21 protein-coding genes are annotated in these 19,984 nt (G+C 71.0%); 9 read left to right on the top strand and 12 right to left on the bottom strand.

The window, feature by feature from the left end; translation table 11 throughout:
* Nucleotides 1–66 precede the first annotated feature (66 nt).
* Nucleotides 67–696 (top strand): peptide deformylase, encoded by a 630-nt coding sequence (gene def / locus ACZ4U1_RS34810; protein WP_467908162.1) that lies wholly within the window; start codon nt 67–69, stop codon nt 694–696.
* Here def and ACZ4U1_RS34805 read toward each other — a convergent pair whose 3' ends face one another.
* The gene (locus tag ACZ4U1_RS34805) at nt 697–1,989 is read right to left on the bottom strand and encodes a geranylgeranyl reductase family protein (RefSeq protein WP_467908161.1); all 1,293 of its coding nucleotides are present in this window, start codon (nt 1,987–1,989) and stop codon (nt 697–699) included.
* 98 nt (nt 1,990–2,087) lie between these two features.
* On the opposite strand from ACZ4U1_RS34805, the gene ACZ4U1_RS34800 reads away from it, so the two are divergent.
* On the top strand, nt 2,088–2,666 hold the full coding sequence (locus ACZ4U1_RS34800) for a GNAT family N-acetyltransferase (protein WP_467908160.1): 579 nt from the start codon (nt 2,088–2,090) through the stop codon (nt 2,664–2,666).
* Between the two features lie 109 nt (nt 2,667–2,775).
* Nucleotides 2,776–3,090 (top strand): PASTA domain-containing protein, encoded by a 315-nt coding sequence (locus ACZ4U1_RS34795; RefSeq protein ID WP_467908159.1) that lies wholly within the window; start codon nt 2,776–2,778, stop codon nt 3,088–3,090.
* Here ACZ4U1_RS34795 and ACZ4U1_RS34790 read toward each other — a convergent pair.
* From ACZ4U1_RS34790 to ACZ4U1_RS34775, 4 genes are read right to left on the bottom strand one after another with little or no spacing between them, the layout of a single operon-like run.
* Entirely contained in the window at nt 3,077–3,772 is a 696-nt protein-coding gene (locus ACZ4U1_RS34790) for a demethylmenaquinone methyltransferase (RefSeq protein WP_467908158.1), read from the bottom strand. The genes ACZ4U1_RS34795 and ACZ4U1_RS34790 overlap by 14 nt on opposite strands.
* A complete protein-coding gene (locus ACZ4U1_RS34785; protein ID WP_467908157.1) occupies nt 3,769–4,884 on the bottom strand; it encodes an acyltransferase family protein in 1,116 nt (371 codons plus the stop codon). Before ACZ4U1_RS34785 ends, ACZ4U1_RS34790 begins: the two co-directional genes overlap by 4 nt.
* A gap of 1 nt (nt 4,885) precedes the next feature.
* Complete coding sequence (locus ACZ4U1_RS34780; RefSeq protein WP_467908156.1) at nt 4,886–7,132, bottom strand: bifunctional polysaccharide deacetylase/glycosyltransferase family 2 protein; 2,247 nt, start codon at nt 7,130–7,132, stop codon at nt 4,886–4,888.
* A gap of 19 nt (nt 7,133–7,151) precedes the next feature.
* Nucleotides 7,152–7,517 (bottom strand): hypothetical protein, encoded by a 366-nt coding sequence (locus ACZ4U1_RS34775; RefSeq protein WP_467908155.1) that lies wholly within the window; start codon nt 7,515–7,517, stop codon nt 7,152–7,154.
* A gap of 112 nt (nt 7,518–7,629) precedes the next feature.
* Between ACZ4U1_RS34775 and ACZ4U1_RS34770 the strand changes: the two genes are divergently transcribed.
* Nucleotides 7,630–8,592, top strand: coding sequence for a chitinase (locus ACZ4U1_RS34770; RefSeq protein ID WP_467908154.1), 963 nt, complete (start codon nt 7,630–7,632; stop codon nt 8,590–8,592).
* Between the two features lie 10 nt (nt 8,593–8,602).
* Here the strand turns inward: ACZ4U1_RS34770 and ACZ4U1_RS34765 are convergent, their stop codons facing one another.
* The 5 genes from ACZ4U1_RS34765 to ACZ4U1_RS34745 form a co-directional block, all read right to left on the bottom strand.
* Nucleotides 8,603–9,208, bottom strand: a complete 606-nt coding sequence (locus tag ACZ4U1_RS34765; protein ID WP_467908153.1) for a hypothetical protein — start codon at nt 9,206–9,208, stop codon at nt 8,603–8,605.
* Between the two features lie 7 nt (nt 9,209–9,215).
* Nucleotides 9,216–10,415 (bottom strand): cyclic dehypoxanthinyl futalosine synthase, encoded by a 1,200-nt coding sequence (gene mqnC / locus ACZ4U1_RS34760; RefSeq protein ID WP_467908152.1) that lies wholly within the window; start codon nt 10,413–10,415, stop codon nt 9,216–9,218.
* A 72-nt stretch (nt 10,416–10,487) separates the two neighbouring features.
* Nucleotides 10,488–11,294: a prepilin peptidase gene (locus tag ACZ4U1_RS34755; RefSeq protein ID WP_467908199.1), complete on the bottom strand. Its 807-nt coding sequence runs from the start codon at nt 11,292–11,294 to the stop codon at nt 10,488–10,490.
* A gap of 50 nt (nt 11,295–11,344) precedes the next feature.
* Nucleotides 11,345–13,738 (bottom strand): protein kinase domain-containing protein, encoded by a 2,394-nt coding sequence (locus tag ACZ4U1_RS34750; protein ID WP_467908151.1) that lies wholly within the window; start codon nt 13,736–13,738, stop codon nt 11,345–11,347.
* A gap of 101 nt (nt 13,739–13,839) precedes the next feature.
* Nucleotides 13,840–14,688 (bottom strand): menaquinone biosynthetic enzyme MqnA/MqnD family protein, encoded by an 849-nt coding sequence (locus tag ACZ4U1_RS34745; RefSeq protein ID WP_467908150.1) that lies wholly within the window; start codon nt 14,686–14,688, stop codon nt 13,840–13,842.
* Nucleotides 14,689–14,975: 287 nt separating this feature from the next.
* On the opposite strand from ACZ4U1_RS34745, the gene ACZ4U1_RS34740 reads away from it, so the two are divergent.
* On the top strand, nt 14,976–15,179 hold the full coding sequence (locus ACZ4U1_RS34740) for a cold-shock protein (RefSeq protein WP_004984723.1): 204 nt from the start codon (nt 14,976–14,978) through the stop codon (nt 15,177–15,179).
* 106 nt (nt 15,180–15,285) lie between these two features.
* On the opposite strand, the gene ACZ4U1_RS34735 is transcribed toward ACZ4U1_RS34740, so the two are convergent.
* A complete protein-coding gene (locus ACZ4U1_RS34735) occupies nt 15,286–15,849 on the bottom strand; it encodes a helix-turn-helix domain-containing protein (RefSeq protein ID WP_467908149.1) in 564 nt (187 codons plus the stop codon).
* Nucleotides 15,850–15,918: 69 nt separating this feature from the next.
* Here ACZ4U1_RS34735 and ACZ4U1_RS34730 point away from each other — a divergent pair, with 69 nt between their 5' ends.
* The 4 genes from ACZ4U1_RS34730 (at nt 15,919) to ACZ4U1_RS34715 (ending at nt 18,230) form a co-directional block, all read left to right on the top strand.
* Nucleotides 15,919–16,626, top strand: coding sequence for an AzlC family ABC transporter permease (locus ACZ4U1_RS34730; protein WP_467908148.1), 708 nt, complete (start codon nt 15,919–15,921; stop codon nt 16,624–16,626).
* Nucleotides 16,623–16,937 carry an AzlD domain-containing protein gene (locus ACZ4U1_RS34725; protein WP_467908147.1) on the top strand — a complete coding sequence of 105 codons (315 nt, stop codon included), beginning with the start codon at nt 16,623–16,625 and terminating at the stop codon, nt 16,935–16,937. Before ACZ4U1_RS34730 ends, ACZ4U1_RS34725 begins: the two co-directional genes overlap by 4 nt.
* Before the next feature lie 335 nt (nt 16,938–17,272).
* Nucleotides 17,273–18,043 (top strand): DUF2637 domain-containing protein, encoded by a 771-nt coding sequence (locus ACZ4U1_RS34720; protein WP_467908146.1) that lies wholly within the window; start codon nt 17,273–17,275, stop codon nt 18,041–18,043.
* On the top strand, nt 18,030–18,230 hold the full coding sequence (locus ACZ4U1_RS34715) for a hypothetical protein (RefSeq protein WP_467908145.1): 201 nt from the start codon (nt 18,030–18,032) through the stop codon (nt 18,228–18,230). Before ACZ4U1_RS34720 ends, ACZ4U1_RS34715 begins: the two co-directional genes overlap by 14 nt.
* On the opposite strand, the gene ACZ4U1_RS34710 is transcribed toward ACZ4U1_RS34715, so the two are convergent.
* Nucleotides 18,227–19,897: a serine/threonine-protein kinase gene (locus ACZ4U1_RS34710; protein WP_467908144.1), complete on the bottom strand. Its 1,671-nt coding sequence runs from the start codon at nt 19,895–19,897 to the stop codon at nt 18,227–18,229. The two genes, ACZ4U1_RS34715 and ACZ4U1_RS34710, sit on opposite strands and share 4 nt — an antisense overlap.
* Between the last annotated feature and the right edge of the window lie 87 nt (nt 19,898–19,984).

Raw genomic sequence — 19,984 nt, 5'->3', positions numbered from 1 at the left:
CTTCCCTGACATGCTCTGCTCGGGCCACCGTCCGGTGGTCCGGTCACGAGCGAAGGAGTCCACGCGATGCCACGCGTGTTCGTACAGGGAAGCCCCGTCGGCCACTACCCGCGGTACGCCCCCGAGGCCGGGCGGGGTGCGGTGCGCCGTATCACCGAGGTCGGCGAGGAGGTGCTGCACAAGCCGTGCCGGGACGTCACGGAGTTCGGACCCGACCTCGCCGCGCTGATCGACGACATGTTCCGCACCATGTACGTCGCCGAGGGCGCGGGACTGGCGGCGAATCAGGTCGGGGTCGATCTGCGCCTTTTCGTGTACGACTGCCCCGATGACGACGGAGTCCGGCATGTCGGACACATCGTCAATCCCGTGCTGGAAACGCCCACGAACGGGCGACGGCTGCTGGACGAGGGCGAGGGCTGCCTGTCGGTTCCGGGGGCTGTGATGGCCGTACCGCGGCCGGACCGGGCCGTCGTGCGCGGGCAGGACAGGGACGGCCGTCCGGTCGTCATCGAGGGCACGGGGTACTTCGCCCGCTGCCTGGCCCACGAGACGGACCACACCACCGGGCAGATCTATCTCGACCGGCTCTCCAAGCGGGAGAAAAAGGACGCCCTGCGGCAGATGGCGGACCGGCGGGACGAGGTGTACGCCCGCCGGGCCGCCAGGGAAGCCGCTCTCGGCGCCGGCGCCTAGTCAGGCCTTCGGGGCCACCTTGGTCAGGCCGTTGATGATGCGGTCCATCGCGTCGCCGCCCGTGGGGTCGGTGAGGTTCGCGAGGAGCTTGAGGGTGAACTTCATCAGCATCGGGTGGGTCAGACCGCGCTGGGCGGCGATCTGCATGACCTTCGGGTTGCCGATGAGCTTCACGAAGGCGCGGCCGAGGGTGTAGTAGCCGCCGTAGGTGTCCTTGAGGACGCGCGGGTAGCGCTGGAGGGCGATCTCGCGCTGGGCGGGCGTCGCGCGCGCGTGGGCCTGCACGATGACGTCGGCGGCGATCTGGCCGGACTCCATGGCGTAGGCGATGCCCTCGCCGTTGAAGGGGTTCACCAGGCCGCCGGCGTCACCGACGAGCAGCAGGCCGCGCGTGTAGTGCGGCTGGCGGTTGAAGGCCATGGGCAGGGCGGCGCCGCGGATCGGGCCGGTCATGTTCTCGGGGGTGTAGCCCCAGTCCTCCGGCATGGAGGCGCACCACGCCTTGAGGACCTCCCGCCAGTCCAGCTCCTTGAAGGAGGCGGAGGTGTTCAGCACGCCGAGGCCCACGTTCGACGTGCCGTCGCCCATGCCGAAGATCCAGCCGTAACCGGGGAGGAGACGGTCCTGCGGGCCTCGGCGGTCCCACAGTTCCAGCCAGGACTCCAGGTAGTCGTCGTCGTGGCGGGGGCTCTCGAAGTAGGTGCGGACCGCGACGCCCATGGGGCGGTCCTCGCGGCGGTGCAGGCCCATCGCCAGGGAGAGGCGGGTGGAGTTGCCGTCGGCGGCGACGACGAGCGGCGCGTGGAAGGTGACCTCGCGCTTCTCCTCGCCGAGCTTGGCGGTGACGCCGGTGATGCGGCCGGTGCGGTCGTCGATGACCGGGCCGCTGACGTTGCAGCGCTCGTACAGGCGGGCACCGGCCTTCTGGGCGTTGCGGGCGAGCTGCTCGTCGAAGTCGTCGCGCTTACGGACCAGGCCGTAGTTCGGGTAGGCGGCGAGTTCCGGCCAGTCGAGCTGGAGGCGGGAGCCGCCGCCGATGATGCGCAGGCCCTTGTTGCGCAGCCAGCCGGCCTCCTCGGAGATGTCGATGCCCATGGCGACGAGTTGCTTGACCGCGCGCGGCGTGAGGCCGTCGCCGCAGACCTTCTCGCGGGGGAACTCGGTCTTCTCCAGGAGCAGGACGTCGAGACCGGCCTTGGCGAGGTGGTACGCGGTCGTGGAGCCGGCCGGCCCCGCGCCCACGACGATCACATCGGCGGTGTTCTCGGAGAGCGGCTCGGTCACGACGGTCACGGCGGGATCTCCCCAAGGGTCGAAATCTGTGTGCCGACCGGCACTGGACATGGGCAGTCTATTCAGCAGAATTGATCACCCGGCTGAAGGGCTGTCCTGTGAACCGACCTCTCCCCACGGTACGGCTGCGCGTCCCCACGCACGAGGACGCGGTCGCCTGGCACCGGGTCTTCGGCGACCCGGAGGTGATGGAGTTCCACGGCGGCAGGCCGGCGGAGCTGTCGGTCTACGAGGAACTCACCGCGCGCCAGCGGCGGCACGACGCGGAGCACGGTTTCTGCCTGTGGACGCTGCTGGACGAGTCCGGCGAGGTCATCGGCTTCACCGGGGCGCAGCCGTGGCCGCGGGAGTGGGGCCCGGTCGGCGAGACGGAGATCGGCTGGCGGCTCGGGCGGGCGCACTGGGGCCGGGGGTACGCCACCGCGGCGGCGCGGGAGACGCTCAGGCGGGTGCGGGCGGCCGGGGTGCCGGAGGTGGTGGCGATGGTCCGACCGGGCAACGAGCGGTCCATCGCGGTGGCCCGGCGGCTCGGCATGGAGCAGGCCGAGACCTACACGCATCCCACGCTGGACGAACCCGCGCTCTGCTTCCGGCTCACCCTCGACGCCGCCCTCGATACCCCCCTCGACGCCCCCCTCGACGCCACCCTGGACACCGCCCTCCATCACGCACCGTAGTCGTCTGTCACAGAAAGACACCGGCGCCTTCCGGGCAGGTCGGGCGGGAGTTACCCTGCCAGTACCGCTGGGGGTGACATCTGTGCGTATAACACCCAAAACACCCGAAGTGCGCGTCCCGCGTCTGGTCGGTCTGATGGCCATGGACGCGCGCGAAACGGCCCGGGCGCGGGGGCTGTTCCTCAACGCGCCGGACCGCCCGGACTTCCACCTCGCCGTCGTCGACTACGTCGTACGCCAGTACCCGCAGCCCGGCGCCGAGGTGCCGCGGGACTCGATGGTGTACGTGTGGTTCGACTTCGGGGAGGGCGAGGGCGGCGGAGGCGTGCGGGAACCGCGCATCCCGCGGCCGCCCTCCGGCGGGTCGCAGCGGGAACTGGGCGAGCCGGGCGGCGACCCCTACGCCGTCGTCAGCTCTGCTTGAAGCCCCGGTGCAGCGCGACCACGCCGCCGGTGAGGTTGCGCCAGGCCACCTTCGACCAGCCCGCCTCGCGCAGCCGTTCGGCGAGGGCGGGCTGGTCGGGCCAGGCCCGGATGGACTCGGCGAGGTAGACGTACGCGTCCGGGTTCGAGGACGCCGCGCGCGCGATCGGCGGCAGCGCCCGCATCAGGTACTCGGTGTACACGGTGCGGAACGGCGCCCACGTCGGGTGGGAGAACTCGCAGATCACCACGCGCCCGCCGGGCCGGGTGACCCGGTGCATCTCGCGCAGCGCCGCGTCCGTGTCCTGCACGTTGCGCAGGCCGAAGGAGATCGTCACCGCGTCGAAGGTGTCGTCCTTGAAGGGCAGCTTCGTCGCGTCGCCCGCGGTGAACGGCAGCCAGGTGTGCCTCTTCTTGCCGACCTGGAGCATCCCGAGGGAGAAGTCGCAGGGGACGACGTACGCGCCGGTCCGCGCGAAGGGCAGGGAGGAGGTGGCCGTGCCGGCGGCGAGGTCCAGGACCTTCTGTGCGGGGCGCGCGTCGACCGCCTTCGCCACCTCCTTGCGCCAGCGCCGGTCCTGGCCGAGCGAGAGCAGGTCGTTCGTCAGGTCGTACCGTTCCGCCACGTCGTCGAACATCGAGGCGACTTCGTGCGGCTGCTTGTTCAGGGAAGCGCGGGTCACCCGCCCATTCTTGCAGCCCGCCCTCCCGGCAGGAGCGTCGGCTTCCTGCGTGCCGCGACGTCCTCCACCCACCCGCACAGCAGCGCGAAACCGGCGATCAGGATCCAGCCGACGCCGAACATGAACCACTGGCTGTCCAGCGGCAGATAGGTCTCGAAGGCCGGCACCTGCCAGAACCGGTCGATCAGCGGGACCGCCAGGATCAGCGCGATCTCGTGCCACAGGTAGATCGTCACCGCGCGCGCGTTGAACACGGTGACCGTGCGGTCCAGGCGCCGGAACCGGGTGAGCCACGCGAAGTCGATCCGGAAGCAGGCCTTCGCCCACATCAGCAGCGTCACGAACCCGGCCGACCAGAAGGCCTGGGCGAGCGGGTTCTCGTCCAGGTCGTACGTCCCGAAGTCCGCCTGGTGCGCGAGGGCGTACCAGGCGCCGTAGCCGAGGGCGGCGAGCGAGAGGACGGCCACCAGGGCCGGTCTCGTCCGCTGGAGCACGCCGTCGCGGTGGGCGAAGCCGAGGATCCAGCAGAAGAGGTACGTCGACAGGTCCCACAGGGCGCTGCCCAGCCGGTTGTCCGGGGCCGACCAGAGGAAGGCCAGGACCAGGACGGGGGCGAGGGAGAGGAGGAGAACGGGGACGGGGGCGAGGCGGAAGATCCGCAGCAGCAGCGGGGAGAGCAGGACGAACCAGAGGTACGTGCGCAGGTACCAGAGGATCTCCCAGGCCTGCTCGCCCCACGCGTTGCCGGGCGGGTCGCCGAGCGGGACGATCCAGAAGACGATCTCCCGGCCCGGCATCCAGCCGTGGACCAGCATCGCCGACACCACGAAGAGGCCCCAGAACCAGAAGGGCGGCAGGAGCCGTCTGAGCCTGCCCCTGAGGACCTTCGGGGCCGGGCGTTCCAGGGACTTGGCCATGAGGGTGCCGGCCAGGGCGAACATGATGCCCATGGAGGGGAAGACCAGGCCGCACCAGGCCCAGCCGAAGGTGTGGTACGTGACGACGCGGACGAGGGCGAGGGCTCTGAGGGTGTCGAAGTAGCGGTCGCGGATCCCGCCGGGCTTCTCCGGTCGGGCCGCGACCGGGACGGCGGTACGGCTGTGTGCCCCCATCTCAGCTCACCCCCGCCGGTGTGCCCACCTCGCCCGTCCGCTTCAGCTTCTGCCAGCGGAGGCGGCCGCCGGTGAGGGCCGTGATGCAGGAGTGGATGAGGACGAGGTACATCAGCTGGCGGTAGGCCAGTTGCTGCAGGGGCATCATCAGCAGGTAGCGGTACTTCTCGCGGTCGAGGCGGAAGGCGTAGGCCGCGCAGAGGAGTTGGACCCCGAGGACCGCGAGCCAGGCCAGCAGGGCCGCCCGGAAGTCGATGAAGATCATCGAGTAGGCGGTGAAGACGTCGATGAGGGGCGCGAAGACCGGTGTGACGATCTGGAACAGCACCACCAGGGGCATGCCCACCCGGCCGAAGCGGCCCGACGGACCCCGGTCGGTCAGGGACCGGCGGTGCTTCCACAGGGCCTGCATGGTGCCGTACGACCAGCGGTAGCGCTGGGACCAGAGCTGCTTGAGGGAGCCCGGCGCCTCCGTCCAGGCCCGGGCGTGCTCCTGGTAGACGACCCGCCAGCCCGCGCGGTGCAGGGCGATGGTGATGTCGGTGTCCTCGGCGAGGGTGTCCTCGCTCATGCCGCCGACGTCCAGCACGGCGTCCCTGCGGAACGCGCCGATCGCGCCCGGGATGGTGGGCATGCAGCGCAGCAGGTCGTACATGCGCCGGTCGAGGTTGAAGCCCATCACGTACTCGATGTGCTGCCAGGCCCCGATGACGGTGTTCCGGTTGCCGACCTTGGCGTTGCCGGCGACCGCGCCGACGGACGGATCGGCGAACGGCTGCACCAGCTGCCGTACGGTGTCCGGTTCGAAGACCGTGTCGCCGTCCATCATCACGACGATGTCGTACGACGCGTTGCGCACACCGTTGTTGAGGGCCGCCGGTTTGCCCGCGTTCTCCTGGCGGATCACCCGGACGTTCGCCATGCCGAGCGACTCGGCCGCCTCGCGGGCGATCCCGGAGGTGCCGTCGGTCGAGCCGTCGTCCACCACGATGACCTCGATCGGGTGGGTGCTGCGCGCCAGCGACTGGAGGGTGTTGGCGATGCACTCCTTCTCGTTGTACGCCGGGACGATCACGCTGACCGGCCGGGTGACGGTCGGTCCCCAGCTGAATCGGCGTTTGTTGCGCTGCCGGTAGTGGCGGCGGGCGAGGAGCAGCATCATGCCGAAGCGGCCCAGGACGGCCACCCCGACGACCATGAGCCCGGCCGACAGGGCCGGTACGGTCCATTCGGCGACGGCGACGGCCGCGATGAGGGCCTTGCCCTCGTAGAGGGTCATGCCGGTGGCCGTCCGGTGGGCGGCCTGGAGGCCGTCCTGTTGGTTCGGGGGCGTGGCGACGCCCGGCAGCACCTGTCGCTCGGCGGCCCGCTGCTTCTCGACGACCCCGCTGACGGTGGTGAAGGTGTAGCCCTTCGCCTTCATCTTCTCGATGTACTTCGGCAGCGCCGCGATCGTCTGCGAGCGTTCGCCGCCCGCGTCGTGGAAGAGGACCGAGGCACCCTTGGTGCCCTTCGGTGTGGCCCACGTGACGATCTTCGAGACGCCCGGCCGTTTCCAGTCGTCGCTGTCGGTGTCGACGAAGACGCTGGTGTAGCCGTCCTGGCCGAGCTTCTTGTAGACGGGCCAGCTGTAGTTGTCGATGGCGTCCGTCTCGGAGGAGTACGGCGCCCGGAACAGCGTGGTCGTGATGCCGGCGGCACCGGCGAGGGCGAGCTGGGTCTGCTGCATCTCGCGGTTGACGCGGGCCGTGCTCTGGTACGACAGGTCGACGTGCGTGAAGGTGTGGATGCCGACCTCGTCGCCCTGCCGGACCATCGTCCGCACGATGTCCGGATAGCGCGACACCATCGAGCCGACCAGGAAGAACGTGCCGGGTACGTCGTACTTCCGCAGGATCTCCAGGACCTGCGGGGTCCAGGTCGGGTTGGGGCCGTCGTCGAAGGTGAGGGCGATGGTCTTGTCCGGCACGGAGATCGTCGTGGCCTGCCCGCCCCGGAAGGTGAGGATCGGACCGCCGTTCAGGATCTTGTCCGGGACCTGGTCGGAGCCGGCCCCGGTGCGCACGCGCTGGTCGCCGCCGACCTCGGCGCGCAGATAGCCGTCGAGCAGCATCACGCAGGTCAGCGCGAGCAGGAGCAGGAAGGCGAGGATGATCCGGGGGCGTTGCAGCGCCGCGGCCCTGCCTGCCGCGCGCTCGATGCGGGTGGGCGCGCGCCTGCGGCCCCGGGAGGACTTCGGAGTGATCATGACTGCCGCTGCGCCCCGGTCACCTGACGCCCGCGAACGCGGACGCAGACGCAGACGCGGAGGCGGAGGCGGAGGCGGACGCAGACGCGGACGCGGACGGTGCGGGGGAAGCCGGCAGTTCCGCCTGGCGGCCGATGCCGCCCTGCGGCTGTATCCCGTCCGGAGTCCGTCCGCCGTCGGCCGCACCCCCGTTGCCGAACGGCAGCAGCGAGGACGGGGTGAGGGAGGTGCCCCAGCCCATGAAGGCGGCGCCGAGCACGCCCGCGTAGGTGAGGCAGACGGCGCCGACGAGCAGGCCGACGCGGCGCAGCACCTTCGACCGGCGTCCGGTGGTGTCAACGAACACGGGCCCTTCGACGGACCCGTTGCCATCTTCGGATTGCATTCCCCGGATATTAGGGAGCCTTTATGTGGCCCTTCCCATGCTTTCCTGTGTATTCCTGTGTATTCCTAGGAGAATCCGCAAGACGCATATCCGCTGTGAGAGATTTGCCCTCATGAGGAGACCACTGAGGCTGATCGCCGGGTTCACCTGTGTCTTTGCGCTCGCGACCACCGGATGCTCCGGAAAGGACGAGGACGGGCACACGGCCTACGCGCCCTACGTCAGCGTCACCGAGGCAGCCGCCACCGACTCCGCGGGGTCCCCGTCGGCGTACAACCTGGCCTTCGTGATCTCCGGCGGCAGCGGCTGCACCCCGAAGTGGAACGGCACCGAGTCCCTCACCGACTCCGCCGTACGGTCCCGGATATCCGCGCTGAAGAAGAACGGCGCCACCGTCCGCGTCTCCTTCGGCGGGGCCTTCGGGAAGGAGTTGGCCGCCGCGTGCGACAGTGTCGCGGACCTCGCCGCCGCCTATGCCGCGGCGCTGGACGCGGCCGGTTCCACTGAGGCCGACTTCGACATCGAGGGCGACGAGCTGAGCGACTCCGGCTCCGTGGCTCTGCGGTCGCGGGCGATTGCCCGATTGCAGAAGGAACGGCCGGATCTGGACGTGTCGTTCACCCTCCCGGTGATGCCCTCGGGACTCGACTCGGAAAGCCTCGCGCTGCTGGAATCGGCGAACAGGTACGACGTTCAGGTTTCCACGGTCAACCTCATGACCATGAACTACGGCGAGTCGTACGGCGGGGACATGGGTGACTACGCGCTGGCCTCCGCGAAGGCCGCGCACACGCAGTTGAGGAAGGTGTTCGGGACGTCGGACGCGGGGGCGTGGCGGGCGATGGCGCTCACGTCGATGATCGGGGTCAATGACGTGGACGGGGAGACGTTCACGCTCGCCGACGCGGGGGAGGTGCGGGGGTTCGCCGAGGAGAAGGGGATCGGATGGGTCTCGATGTGGTCGGCGTTCCGGGATCGGCAGTGCGGGGAGGGCTCCTCAGCGGATGACGCCGCCACCGACTGCAGTGGGGTGCGCCAGAGTTCCGGTGCCTTCGCGCGCAGGTTCTCGGGCTGAGCCAGGGGGCTCAGCGCCGCCGGAACACCAACCGGCCCTCCACCACCGTAGCCACACAGGTGCTCGCGCCGCGCTCCGCCAACTCTGCCTCGTCCCGCACGTCGAACACGGCGAACCGGGCGGCGGAGTGGCGCTCCCTCGGGGACGCGAACTCCACCGGCAGGCCGGCCTCGTACGGGTCGAGCGCGGGGGTCCCGCCGGGGCGTCCGACGCGGCCCATGACCGCGAGACCGGAGCGGTGCACGGCGTCCCGCACCGCGCGGTTGCGCAGTTCCTCGCAGGCCGCCCCTACCGTGCCGTGCGCCAGCATGCGCTGCACCGCCCGCCGGGCGCTCGCACCCCAGCGGGCGTCGTCCATGTCGAGCGCCGCCAGGGCCTCCCCGGTCAGCGGCTCGGTGCCGAGCGCGTCGGCCTCGCGCGGATCCGGGTGGTACGCCTCCTCCAGCAGCTCGTTGCCGTGCGGATTGACCAGCCCGGGCGTCAGGATGCCGGGCCACTTGCGCACCCGCGCCCGCGGGTGGGCGGCGACGAGCCCCTCCAGCGGTCCGGCGTCGGCGATCCACGCCCCCTTGACGGCGAGGGCGTGGCCTCTGGAGTCGGCGTGGATCGTCAGCACGGTGGCGTCAGTTGGAAGCGAGCAGCTTCAGCTCGGGATGCGCTGTGCCGCCCTCGATCGCCGTCGACGAAATGTGGGACATGACCCGCTCGTCGACGGGGTCGTTCGCCGGGTCGTCGTGGACGAGGAGGTGCTCGTACGTCGTGGAGCGCTGGGCCGGGACGCGGCCGGCCTTGCGGATCAGGTCGATGATCTCCATGCGGTTGGAGCGGTGCTTGGCGCCGGCCGAGGAGACCACGTTCTCCTCCAGCATGATCGACCCGAGGTCGTCCGCGCCGTAGTGCAGGGACAGCTGGCCGACCTCCTTGCCGGTGGTGAGCCAGGAGCCCTGGATGTGCTGGACGTTGTCCAGGAAGAGGCGGGCGATGGCGATCATGCGGAGGTACTCGAAGAGCGTGGCCTGGGTGCGGCCCTTCAGGTGGTTGTTCTCGGGCTGGTAGGTGTACGGGATGAAGGCGCGGAAGCCGCCCGTACGGTCCTGTACGTCCCGGATCATGCGGAGGTGCTCGATCCGCTCGGCGTTGGTCTCGCCGGTGCCCATCAGCATGGTGGAGGTGGACTCGACGCCCAGCCGGTGCGCGGTCTCCATGATCTCCAGCCAGCGCTCGCCGCTCTCCTTCAGCGGGGCGATGGCCTTGCGCGGCCGCTCCGGCAGCAACTCGGCGCCGGCGCCCGCGAAGGAGTCCAGGCCGGCCTCGTGGATGCGGGTGATGGCCTCTTCGACCGACACACCGGAGATACGGGCCATGTGCTCGACCTCGGAGGCGCCGAGGGAGTGGATGACCAGCTGCGGGAAGGCGTCCTTGATGGCCTTGAAGTGCTTCTCGTAGTACTCGACGCCGTAGTCCGGGTGGTGGCCGCCCTGGAACATGATCTGGGTGCCGCCCAGCTCGACGGTCTCCGCGCAGCGGCGCAGGATGTCGTCGAGGTCGCGGGTCCAGCCCTTCTCCGTGTCCTTGGGGGCCGCGTAGAAGGCGCAGAACTTGCACGCCGTGACACATACGTTCGTGTAGTTGATGTTCCGCTCGATGATGTACGTGGCGATGTGCTCGATGCCCGCGTACTTGCGGCGGCGTACGGCGTCGGCGGCGGCGCCCAGGGCGTGCAGGGGCGCGTCCCGGTAGAGGACGAGTGCCTCCTCGGGCGTGATCCGTCCGCCCGCTGCGGCTCGGTCGAGGACAGACTGGAGGTCGGCCTTCTCTGTCACCAGGGGGTCCCTTTCGTCAAGGGGTGTGGACGGACCGAACCAGCCTACGCCAGCCGTTTCGGCCCAAAGACCTCAGGCCGCGTACGCGCCCGCCAGCAGTCCCAGGAACGCGCCGGCGATCAGGAACGGCCCGAACGCGATCGCCGTCTTCCGGTCCGCCCGCCGGGCCAGCACGAGCGCGCCGCCGTACAGCGCGCCGAGCAGGAACCCGGCGAAGCTGCCGAGCAGCACGGTGGGCCAGCCGTACCAGCCGAGCACGGCACCCATGCCGACCGCCAGCTTCACATCGCCGAAGCCCATGCCGCCCGGGTTGATGCGGTACAGCAGGTAGTAGCCGGCGCCGAGCGCGAGGGCGCCGTAGAGGGCGGTGCGCCAGTGGCCGGCGTGTTCGGGGAGCAGGGCGGCGAGGCCCAGGAGGGCGAGGGCGGTGGCCGCGAGCGGGAGGGTCAGCGGGTCGGGCAGCCGCCGCACCCGGAGGTCGACGGCGGCGAGCAGCACGCCGACGGGCGCGAGCAGCAGCCAGACCGCCAACTCGGGCCGGGTTCCGGTGGCGGCGGCGAGGGCGGCGCAGACGAGGGCGGTGGCGACGGCGAGTGGGAGCACGGAGGGGGCGTACGACGGCGAGGGCACCCCCGCCGCACGCCCCGCCCCCACCGCGCGCCCCGCTCCCTCCGCACGTCCCGCTCCCTCCGCACGTCCCGCGCATTCCCCGCACCGCACCCCGCCCAGCCATCCCCGGACCGGGTGACGGCCGTCCGGGCAACGGTCGCGCCAGGGCTCACCGGACGGCACGGCGAAGCGGTACGCGGCGCGGGGCAGCAGCGCGCCCGCCAACGCGCCCCACACCGCGGCGACCAGCACGAGCACTCCCGTGGTCACCCCGCCCACGTGCCCCACCCCCCTCGCGTCTCCCAGGTGTCCTACCCGGTTCAGACGGCCGGCATCGCGTAGGCGTCCTCGCCGTTGGCCATCAGCAGCCGGTTGCCCGACAGGGCGATCTGCCACTGGTCGCCGGTGCCCTTGTTGTCGGTCCAGCTCCACCGCTTGCGGCCGGTCCGCGCGTCCAGGGCGACGATCCCGCCGCCGACGGCCTGGGCGCCGCAGTACAGCGTCTTCCCGTACTTCAGGAAGACCTCGGGCGCGCCGCGGTCGTTCTCCTCGCAGAGCCAGATCTTCTTGCCGGTGCGGACGTCCACGGCCCAGATGCCGCGGTCGTGGTCACCGGCGTAGAGGACGCCGTCGATGACGGTGGGGTTGTAGAAGCCGCGGCGGCCCGCCGGGGACAGGGTCCAGCGGGTCGCGCCGGTCTTCACGTCGACGGCGGTGAGCCGCTCGCCCGGCAGGAGGACCAGGCCGTCGGAGACGGTGGGCCGCCAGCTCCAGTCGTCGCCGAGCTTCTTCGTCCACAGCTGGGCGCCGGTCGCGGTGTCGCGGACGGTGAGGTTGAACTTCGAGTCGGCGTACACCAGGTACGTGCCGGAGACGGAGCCTTCGACGTCGTAGTCGTCGGTGCCCCAGTCCCGCTTCTGGATCCACACCGTCTTGCGGGTGGCGATGCTGATGGCGGCGACCGCCGTACGGAAGTCGGTGGCGCTCTTGGACTCGCTGAAGTCGCTCGCCGCGACGTACACGTGCTCGTCGTCGATGGCGATGGTGTCCTCGATGTCGATGTGCTTGCCGAGCCGGGCCCGCCACACCTCCGCGCCGGTCGCCGCGTCACGGGCGATGAGGGCACCGTCGTACTCGGCGTCGGGCAGGTACATCCGCCCGTCCTTGTACAGCAGTTGGGAGCCGGGTACGACCAGGTCGGACTTGGACCAGCGGGGCTTGCCGGTCTTGACGTCGTACGCCACCAGGGGGTCGCCGCTGATCAGCAGCAGGCCGTCGTGGACGAGCAGGGGTACGTCGGTGGCGGTGCCGTCCTCGGTGAGCGCCCGGTGCCACAGCGGCTGCGGGGCCACTCCGGCGGGCGGGGTGGTGAAGTGCTCGGCAGCGGGCTCCCCCGAGGCGCCCGCCTCGCCGCCGCCGGCCGGCGTGCCGGCGTCCCCTGTGTCCCTGCCCAGCCACCAGGCGGTCCCCCCGCCGACACCCGCGACGGCGACGGCCCCGCCGAGAGCGAGGGACAGCGCACGACGCCGGGTGGGCCGAGCGGGTGCCCCGGAGTCGCCGAGCTGGACGGTGCCGGGGAGGGGAGCGGGGGTGGGGGCCGGGGTGGAATAGGGGTTTCCGGCCGACGGCGTGCCATGACCGGGCGCCGGCTGGGCGGTTCCCCCGGGAGGCGTGCCGTACCCGGAGCCCGGCGCGGGCGGATACCCGTACCCCGGCGTGGGACCGCCGGCCGGCGCCCCCGGAGCGCTGGCCGGTGCCGGCCCGAACCCCCCGGCTGCATGAGCCCCCGCCGTTCCCGCCGCTGCCGGCTGCTGTTCCGGTGCCTCCAGGTCCAGGATTCCGGCCGCGTGCGTGGCGATCGTGGAGGCGACGGCGGACGGCAGCCAGTCGCGCAGGACGCCCTCGACGCCCTGCGGGGCGAGCGCGGCGGTGATCTCCGCGGGGGCGGGGCGGCCGGCCGGGTCCTTCTGGAGGCAGGCCCGGACCAGGCCGAGCAGGGAGCGCGGTACGTCCGTCAGGTCGGGTTCGCCGTGCACGACCTGGTAGAGCAGCGCGGCGTGCGAGGCGGCCCCGTCGCCGAAGGCGCTGCGCCCGGTGGCGGCGAAGGCGAGGACCGCGCCGAGGGAGAAGACGTCGCCCGCCGGGCCGACGTCCTTGCCCATCGCCTGCTCCGGGGGCATGTAGCCGGGCGAGCCGACCACGACCCCGGTCTGGGTCATCCGCGTGCCGTCCACGGCCCGCGCGATGCCGAAGTCGATGACCCGGGGCCCGTCGGCGGCGAGCAGCACGTTGGACGGCTTGAGGTCGCGGTGGATGAGGCCGGCCGCGTGGATCTCCTGGAGCGCGGCGGCGAGTCCGGCGCCGAGCGCGCGCACGGTGTGCTCGGGCAGCGGCCCGTGCGCGGCGACGACGTCGGTCAGGTCCGGGCCGAGGACGTAGGAGGTGGCGAGCCAGGGCAGCGGCGCCTCGGGATCGGCGTCCACCACCGCGGCGGTGTACTGGCCGGAGACGGCCTGGGCGATCTCGGCCTCGTGCCGGAAGCGCTCACGGAAACCGGAATCGGCGGCGAGGTCGGGCCGTACGACCTTGACGGCCACGGTCCGGCCGCCGGGCGAACGGGCCAGGTACACCCGGCCCATGCCGCCGGCTCCGAGTCTGCGCAGCATCCGGTAGCTGCCCAACTCCCGCGGATCGTCCGGCTGAAGTATCTCCATGGCGGGAGTTCCCCGTCCTTCCCCGTCGCGTGCGTCAACGCGGACACAGTAGTGACGGGTGAGGGCGGGGAGCGCAACGGGGCGGAGCCGCGGCCCTCCCCTTACGGCTGGAGCAGTTCGACCTTCACATCGGCCGGGAAGCCGGTGGTCGGCCCGACCCGGCGGGCGAACTCGGCGACGGCCTCCAGCTGCGGGGGGCCGAAGCGGAAGTCGAGGGTGGTGAAGTACCGCTCCAGGGTGGCCTCGTCGAACGCCTCCCAGCGGGCGGCCTGTTCGGCGACCTTCTGCACCTCCACCAGGGAGAGGTTGCGGGAGGCGAGGAAGGCCTCGTGGACCTTGCGGGTGATGAACGGCTCGCGTTCGAGGTAGTCGCGGCGGGCCGCCCACACCGCGAAGACGAACGGCAGCCCGGTCCACTCCTTCCACAGCGTGCCGAGGTCGTGCACCTGGAGGCCGTAGCGGGGGCCGTCGAGGAGGTTGGCGCGCAGGGCGGCGTCGCCGATGAGGACGGCGGCCTCGGCCTCCTGCATCATCAGGCTGAGGTCGGGCGGGCAGGTGTAGTAGTCGGGCTTCACGCCGTACCGGTCGGCGAGCAGGAGCTGGGCGAGCCGGACCGAGGTGCGCGAGGTCGAGCCGAGGGCGACCCGGGCGCCGTCCAGCCGGTCCAGCGGGACCTGGGAGACGATCACGCAGGACATCACCGGGCCGTCGCAGCCGACGGCGATGTCGGGGAAGGCGACGAGGTCGTCCGCGTTGCGCAGGAACTCGACCAGGGTGACCGGCCCGATGTCCAGGTCACCGCGCACGAGCCGTTCGCTGAGCTTCTCCGGGGTGTCCTTGGTCAGCTCGAAGTCGAGGAGCGTGCCGGTTCTCGCGAGCCCCCAGTACAGGGGCAGGCAGTTCAGGAACTGGATGTGGCCGACACGCGGCCGGGTGCGAGAAATGTCCACATCGCGAGACTAGACCCCGTGCGGTACGGTGCTGGGACCGGCCCCGCCCTCAAACGGCCTAGCGGACGTTCAAACATCCGGGTGACGTGATCTTGACCTCTATTGCTTTCGGCTGCCTGGATGCTAGGCTTGCCGCAAGTTGCAGTTTGGTTTCCCTTGCAGTACAGAGCCTGCGGAGCATGTAACCGCGGGCTCTCGTCGTTTTCAGAAGTATGCAGTTGTGCAGCACCGTTTCACACTTGCAGGTTCTGGAGCAGGGCAACCCTTTGTGAGCCCAAGGAGGGCTTATGGCTACCGGAACCGTTAAGTGGTTCAACGCCGAAAAGGGCTTTGGCTTCATTGCCCAGGAGGGCGGCGGCCCCGACGTCTTCGTTCACTACTCCGCGATCAACGCCACGGGTTTCCGTTCCCTCGAAGAGAACCAGCAGGTGAGCTTCGACGTGACCCAGGGTCCGAAGGGCCCGCAGGCGGAGAACGTCACCCCGGTCTGATCGACTCGGGAGAGCTGAACGCAGCCTAGCGCAGTACCCAAGGAGCCCCGCGCCATCCGGCGACGGGGCTCCTGCCTTTTCCCGTTCATTTTGCGTTCACGAACGCTCACATGTGCTGCATGACCAGCACAAACCTGGTCCCGACCGCAAGCGCCTCGTACGAGTGAGATACGTCACCCCGGTACGACATGTAATCCCCCGGCCCGAGTTCGACGGCCTCCCCTTCCGGCCCCGCTTTCACCACACCCTCACTCACCACGATGTGTTCCACGGTGCCCGGAATATGAGGTTCGGAATCCCGTACGGTCCCGGGCTCCAGCCACACGAAATACAGGTCACGGCGGGCGCCGGGCGGGCAGGCGGAGAGCAGCGAGGCCAGGTAACTGGACTGGTCGGAGTGGACCGCGGGCCCCTCCCCCGCCCGGATCACCTGGACCGCCGGCGCGGGCGGCTCGACCAGCGCGCTGAACGGCACACCGAGCGCCACCGCGAGCGCCCAGATGGTCTCCATGCTCGGATTCCCGCTCGCCGCCTCCAGCTGGGACAGCGTGGACTTGGCGATTCCGGCGCGTTTGGCCAGTTCGGACAGGGACAGGCCGGCACGGGCGCGCTCGCGCTTCAGGGACGCGGCGATCCACTCCATGGGGAGCCGGGCGGGCACCTCGGACATGCTCGTTCGCTCCATCGGTACGATCGTTCGCCTTGACGGACAGGCGGGCTGCTGTCCATCGTAGTGAACATGCGTTCGCTGCACCGAACAACACCCGAGCCCGACACCGACCGCTCCCTCCTCCGCGACAGCTCGCTGGTCTGGCTGGCCAGCGGCGTCGTGGGCGTCTCCTTCGGCGCCGTCTCCGTCGCCGGCGGCCTGCCGATGTGGGTGCCGGTCCTCATGTCCCTGGTGGTGTACGCGGGATCGGCACAGTTCAGCGCGGTGGGCGTGCTGCTCGCCGGGGGCGGCCCGGTCGCCGCCGTGGCCACCGGGCTCCTGCTCAACACCCGGACGGCGGCCTTCAGCCTGGCCGTGGCCGACATCCTCGGCACCGGCCGAGCGGCCCGCCTCCTCGGTGCCCATCTGGTCACGGACGAGACGGTCGCCTTCGCCCTGGCCCAGTCCGACCCGGTACGGCAGCGCCGGGCGTTCTGGATATCCGGTCTCGGCCTGTTCGCCGTGTGGAACCTGGGCGTCCTGGCCGGTGCCGTGGCGGGCAGCGCGCTGGGCGACACCGCCCGCTACGGCCTGGACGCCGCCTTCCCGGCCGTCCTGGTCGCCCTGGTCCTGCCCACCCTCCGCGCGGACGCGGCGGTACGGCGGTGTGCCCTGCTCGGCGCCGCCGTGGCACTGGCGGTCACGCCCGCCGTCCCGGCCGGGGTCCCGGTCCTGCTCGCCCTCGCGGGCCTGTTCCTCCACCGCAGCCCGACGACCCCGCGGGGAGCCGCCGCGTGAACGCCACCGTCGCCGTGATCCTCGCCCTGGCCGTCGGCACGTACGCCTTCCGGCTGGTCGGCCCGGTCCTGCACGGCCGGGTCACGATCCCGCCCCGCGTCCAGGAGCTGGCCTCCGCCGGCGCGGTCGTCCTGCTGGTCGCCCTGCTGGCCACGGGCGCCCTGACCGAGTCCGGCGGCTTCGCGGGCTGGGCCCGCCCCGCCGGGGTCCTGGCCGGTGCGGCCCTGGCCTGGCGCCGGGCGCCGTTCGTCGTGGTGGTGCTGGGCGCGGCGGTGACGACGGCGCTGCTGCGGCTGGCGGAGGTGGACTGAGCGGATCCGTTGATCTGCTTGCCGGAAAGATTGCTCGGCGGATTTTCCCGCGTTTCCCCGCACAAAGTGCTTGTCCGGCTAATCCCTTCACCCGTTCGCCCCGCATCCATCATCGAATGGCGGCGTTATTCGCAGCATGACGAAGGAAACTCCTCGGCGGCCCGTGCGGCTAGGCTCTCACACCTACCTGCCTGCACCGGGCAGGACGGGCCCCACCAAAGGAGTCCTGATGAAGGGTGGCCTCTCCGTCACTCTTGAAGTGACCGAGGAGATTCTCCAGGACTTCATGGATGCGATGAGTTCACTGGAAAAATACGTCTCGAAACGCTGGGCTCATGCATCCTGAGTACACGGGGCCCGCGGAAGCCTTCTACCCGCCCCTGATCCCCCCTGACTCGGCCTGGGACCCCGCAGAAGAGCTGGCCTTCATGCTGCGGGACTCCATCGAGCAGCAGCCGAGGATCCCGGCCGCCCGCAGAGAGGACGATCTCGCAGGTCAGAGCGCGATGACTCATCGCGATGCCCTGGTGGAGATCACCGCGGAGCTGCCCCCGGTGAAGGCCCCTTCGCGGGGCCACCGCAAGGTCCGGCAACGCCCGAGCACCACGCGTGTCGTCAGTCATTTCATCGCCGCGATGGTGGCCGTCATCGCTTCCGCGGTAAGCATCTTCGGCGGTCTGATCTCTTACGATCCCCTGCGGTTCGTGGCAGCGTCGCGCATGCCGGGCAGCGTGGTCTCCTGGTGGCCCCTCCTGGTTTTCGGCCCCTGGCTGGTGGCATCCCTTTCCATTCTGCGGGCAGCACTGCACCAACGCCGGGCCTTCCATTCCTGGACCGTACTTCTGATTTTCTCGGTGATTGCCATGGCGCTGTGCGTCGCGCAAGCACCGAAAAACATGGTCGACACCGCGGCCGCCGCACTGCCGAGTTTCGCCTCTCTCGCCTGCTTCCAGCAGGTGGTACGACAAATCACCTTCACCAGGCCGCCCCGGAGGACCCTGCCCCGGCACCGGATGCAGGCTGCCGAGGCGGCCGCCGACGAAGCGAAGGCGAAGGACGGACAGCGGGAAGGACGGACACCAGGGGGGATGAATGAAGAGTCCTGACACGGCGTCCCCGTCCCTCCCCGACGTCGCCCGGCTCCGGCCCCGCCAGCAGATGGCCATGGAGTGCGCCCTGTGCGCCCGTCCGCTCGGAGCGAGCGGGCGGGTGCTGGGTGAGGTGCGTCACCGAGGACAGCTGTTCCAGCTCTGGGTCTGCATCCTCGGCTGCCAGGCGACCGCGCGCTATTAGGCGGCGTTCCGCCAGACGGTCAGGTCGCCCGTGAGGAAGGCGAGGTTCGGGATCGCGGTGGACTTCGTCTGGATCACGTACAGCCCGATGTTGCCCTCGTCGTCCTTCATGCAGAACTCGCTGCCGGCCGCCGCGGCGGACAGCCCCCAGCTGTGGTACTTGCCGCTGCCGAGCATGAGACGGCACATGTCGAGGGTGGTGCCGTGTCCGCCCATGATCTGGACGAACGCGGCGCTGTCGCTCGTCAGCCGGCAGCCGGTCTCCAGACAGTCGAACCGGATGTCCCCCTTGCGGTCCTTCCGCCGGGGGTCCTGGTCCTTGAGGCTCAGCGAGTTCTTCGCGTCCAGCCACACCCCGGCGTACCCCTCCGGCTTCGGATCCCCGGACGAGGCCGACGGAGACACCTCGCCCCCGGACGTGCCGGAGGAGTCCGCCAAAGAGCCCGACGAAGAGCCCGCCGAAGTGCCCGACGAAGTGCCCGGTGCGGAGCCCGGTGCGGACGCCGACGAGGAGGACCGTGCGGACGGTGCCGTGGCGGACGGCGTGGAGCCCGCCGCGTCCCGCCCGCCGGCCCGGCCCCTGGCATCCATGACCGACCACGCCAGCAGCGCCACCAGCAGCGCCCCGCCCGCCACACCGGCGACCGAGATCAGCGCGGCCCGCCGTCTGCGGGCCCTGCGCTCCTCGGGCGTCGGCTGCGGCCAGCCGGCCGGGGGCCGCGGGTATCCGATGAGCGGCTGCGGGTAGGCCGGGGTCGGCTCCGCGACCGGCGCCGGAACCGCGACCTCCGGCCCGGCGATCTCCCGCCACACGGCCGGTCCCCCGCCCGCGTCGGCGTCCGCGCCCAGCCGCTGCCGGCACCACTCCACCACCTCCGCCGGAGTGGCCCGCTCCGCCGGGTCGGCGGCCAGGCACCGGGCGAGCAGCGGACGCAGCGGCTCGGGCAGCAGCTCCAGGTCGGGCTCGGAGTGCACGATCCGGTACAGCACGTTCACGGCCGGACCGTCGCCGTACAGCGGCCGGCCCAGCGCCGCGAACGCGGCCGTCTGCCCGAGCGCGAAGACGTCCGTCGCCGCCGTCACCTCGTCCCCGGCCGCCTGCTCCGGCGCCATGAACGAGGGCGTGCCGATCGTCCCGCCGGTGGCCGTGTACGACGTCCCGTCGGCGGCCAGCGCGATACCGAAGTCGATCACCCGGGGCCCGTCGGCGGCCAGCAGCACGTTCGACGGCTTCAGATCCCGGTGCACGATCCCCTCGGCGTGGATCGCCTGGAGTGCCTCGGCCACCCCCGCCATCAGCCACAGCACCGCCGCCACCGGCAGCGGCCCCCGCCGTACGACGGCCTCCGCCAACGACGGTCCGGGCACGTACAGCGTGGCCAGCCAGGGCGGTACGCCGTCCGCGTCCGCGTCGATCAGCTCGGCGGTGTAGGCCCCCTTCACCCGCCGGGCCGCCGTGATCTCCCTCCGGAACCGCCGCCGGAAGTCCGGATCGTCCGCCAGCTCCGGCCGTACGACCTTGAGCGCAACCGGCCGGCCGCCCTGGGTGTGGGACAGATACACCCGGCCCATGCCACCGGCACCCAATCGCGCGGCGAGCCGGTACCCCGCCACCACCGGAGGGTCGTCCGCCTGGAGTGGCTGGAAGACGTCCGTCGCCTGGTCCATCGGCCGATACCCCCCACGGTGATGCTTTGGCCAAGGGCAGCAGCCTAAGGGACACGTTCTCTTGTCCCGGCGCCAACTACGTGGCGC

It is taken from the genome of Streptomyces sp. NPDC028928, assembly GCF_055564915.1.
Note: the sequence above shows the minus strand (reverse complement) of the source record. Positions and strands in the feature narration are given on the sequence as shown.